Source organism: Mesorhizobium sp. Arg314, from assembly GCF_053714275.1.
Genome location: NZ_JBSKBP010000145.1, coordinates 1 through 2,231 on the forward strand (window position 1 = coordinate 1; position 2,231 = coordinate 2,231).

Consider the following 2,231-nt stretch of genomic DNA (forward strand, 5'->3'; position numbering starts at 1 on the left):
CACAGTCGAGTTTTGGTTTAGCGAGCAGCGCGGCCTGCCGGCGACCAAGCGCTTCTTCAGAAAGGCGCTGGAGCGTCTGGTGACCGGATCGCCTGGTCATCGACGGGAGCCAGACTAACCACGAGGCGATCGTTTCCTACGACACCACAAATCGCTTGCAGGATCGCGCCCAGCGCCGGCTGAGGCCGATCGGCATCCGCCGGAGCCAGTATTTGAACAATCGGATCGAACAGGACCATCGGCGCATCAAGCGCCGAGTCCGGCCGATGCTCGGCTTCAAATCGACGGCCACCGCCTCCACCGTCCTTTCCGGTATCGAAATGATTCACATGATGCGCAAGCGACAGGCGAGGTACGCCTTCAATCCGATTCCGTCCCTGGCCGATCAGTTCGAAATCCTTGCCGCCTGATTGACGTCGCATCAGGGCCTCGATGGGCAAAGGGGGTTTGAAGGCCAGCTATCGGCTCAAGGCCTGCCCGCCCGCACTAAGTGCCCGTCCCGAAAAGAGTTGAGTGATTTCAGCAGGTCGTGATCCGGCTGCATGACGAGAGGGCGTGGCCCGACCGGAGTTACACCCCGCCGCGGCGCAATTTTCGGCGTCTCATGATCGCGGTGGCTCGGAGCCTGCGCAATTTTCTGGTACGGAGAATTTCCCAGACCGTTGATCATGCCACCGGTGAGCGCTCCATGGTCTTATGGGTGAAGGAGTCCGCCGCTGACCGCTGCGGCTGCGCGCATAAAATTGTGCGAGTTGGACGCCTCAAACCCGCTTCCGGATGCTCGCGCGCAGACATATCCCGATTGCCGACATGATAAGGACAGGTTGCGAGGCTATTGTCACTGACAATAGACGCTGCCTTATGGCGCCACGAGGGATCGAGCGGGTGCCGCAGCGGACGTTCGTCACAGCCAGCATCCAGCGGCGATGGCGGTAGGAAAATCTGCTGAAAGCCCGAGTTCTCGCGAGGGGTCATCCAGGCTTTTTGCTGTCAGCTCAGGAGAATGGATGAAGAAAGATCTTATGCAGGAAGTTCGCTTGGCTGAGCATCGGAAAACAATCGACAATATCGATTCCGCGATCATCCACATGCTTGCTGAGCGATTTCGCTGCACGGAGGAGGTCGGCTTCCTCAAAGCCCAATATGGATACTTGCCTCAAGACAGCACGCGTGAGGTCGCACAGACCAAGCGCTTGCGTGACCTAGCTCTGAGCGCGGGTCTCGACCCAGACCTGGCCGAAGCTTATCTCAGATTTGTCGTTGCCCATTCAGTCAGTCGACATGAGGCGATAGCAAGTCTGGTAGCGCACGTTGTGAAGCGGTGAGGTGTTGGACCGGCCTGTTTGATGCTTGTTGCAAGGGATCCCTGCGCGAAGGCTCGGCCTTTCCCGTCGGACGACGCCTTCTTGGCTTCTTCGGGACAAAGGAGTTGGAGATAGGCGACGAGCGCCATGCCACCTTTCGGGGGCTGTTTTCTCGTCACCTCACCGAACAGGACGTGCACCTTCTGTTATCCATCGGGCTCCGAGGGCAGGGCAAAATCGGGATTTTCCATCCAGCGAGGCAGTATCGCAACAGCGCCGTTCCGTCAGGGCTATGGACGCCGACATCGTCGACATGTTCGAACGTCGGCCACGCTCAGCGTCGTCCACGCCTTTCAGAATCGCCGAAATCGAGGCAATCAAACGCTTTGAAGGTGGGGGGGCCGCCTCACCTGCAACTCAGCATATTGGGGCAAGGGAAAGGCGGGCGGCCTGATCCTGTTCCTGGCGCTGCAGCGCTTCTACATCCGTGGCCTCATGGCCGGCGCCGTCAAGTAACCAGCCACATTCGAATGGAGTGAAGTTCATGACCGCATCGCAACCTGCCGCCGCAACCGAGGCCAGCAAGCCGAAACTCGCCTTCCGCCCGCTGCCCGTGCCGCAGGTCGATGTCCGCGGTTTTTGGGGCGACCGTGTCGACGCGGTGGCCGCCAAGACCGCGGGCATCCTCTACGACCGCTGCGTCGAGGCGCGCATGCTGGAACAGATCAATCCGGGCCGCCCGTCGCCGGGCGTCGTCATTCCTTTCCATGTCAGCGACGGTTTTACCGCCTGCACCGTGACCGCGCAGATGTTCTGGGATTCCGACTGGGGCAAGACGATCGAGACCGCGGCCTATTCGCTCCACCGGCGCCGCAATCCTGAGTTGGAAAAGAAGATCGACGCCGTCATCGACATGTACGGCAAGCT

The 2,231-nt window shown here is 60.1% G+C and carries 2 protein-coding genes and 2 pseudogenes; all 4 read left to right on the plus strand.

The features are described 5' to 3' along the window. Positions 1 to 410 (plus strand): annotated as a pseudogene (locus ACWGS9_RS34595) (DDE-type integrase/transposase/recombinase); the annotation flags it as partial. Positions 411 to 1,007: 597 nt separating this feature from the next. After that, positions 1,008 to 1,325 carry a chorismate mutase gene (locus tag ACWGS9_RS34600; RefSeq protein ID WP_454509410.1) on the plus strand — a complete coding sequence of 106 codons (318 nt, stop codon included), beginning with the start codon at positions 1,008 to 1,010 and terminating at the stop codon, positions 1,323 to 1,325. 405 nt (positions 1,326 to 1,730) lie between these two features. Next, a pseudogene (locus tag ACWGS9_RS34605) lies at positions 1,731 to 1,820 on the plus strand (carbohydrate ABC transporter permease); the annotation flags it as partial. Between the two features lie 28 nt (positions 1,821 to 1,848). Then, the coding region (locus tag ACWGS9_RS34610; RefSeq protein ID WP_454509411.1) for a beta-L-arabinofuranosidase domain-containing protein at positions 1,849 to 2,231 on the plus strand (383 nt) is incomplete at its 3' end.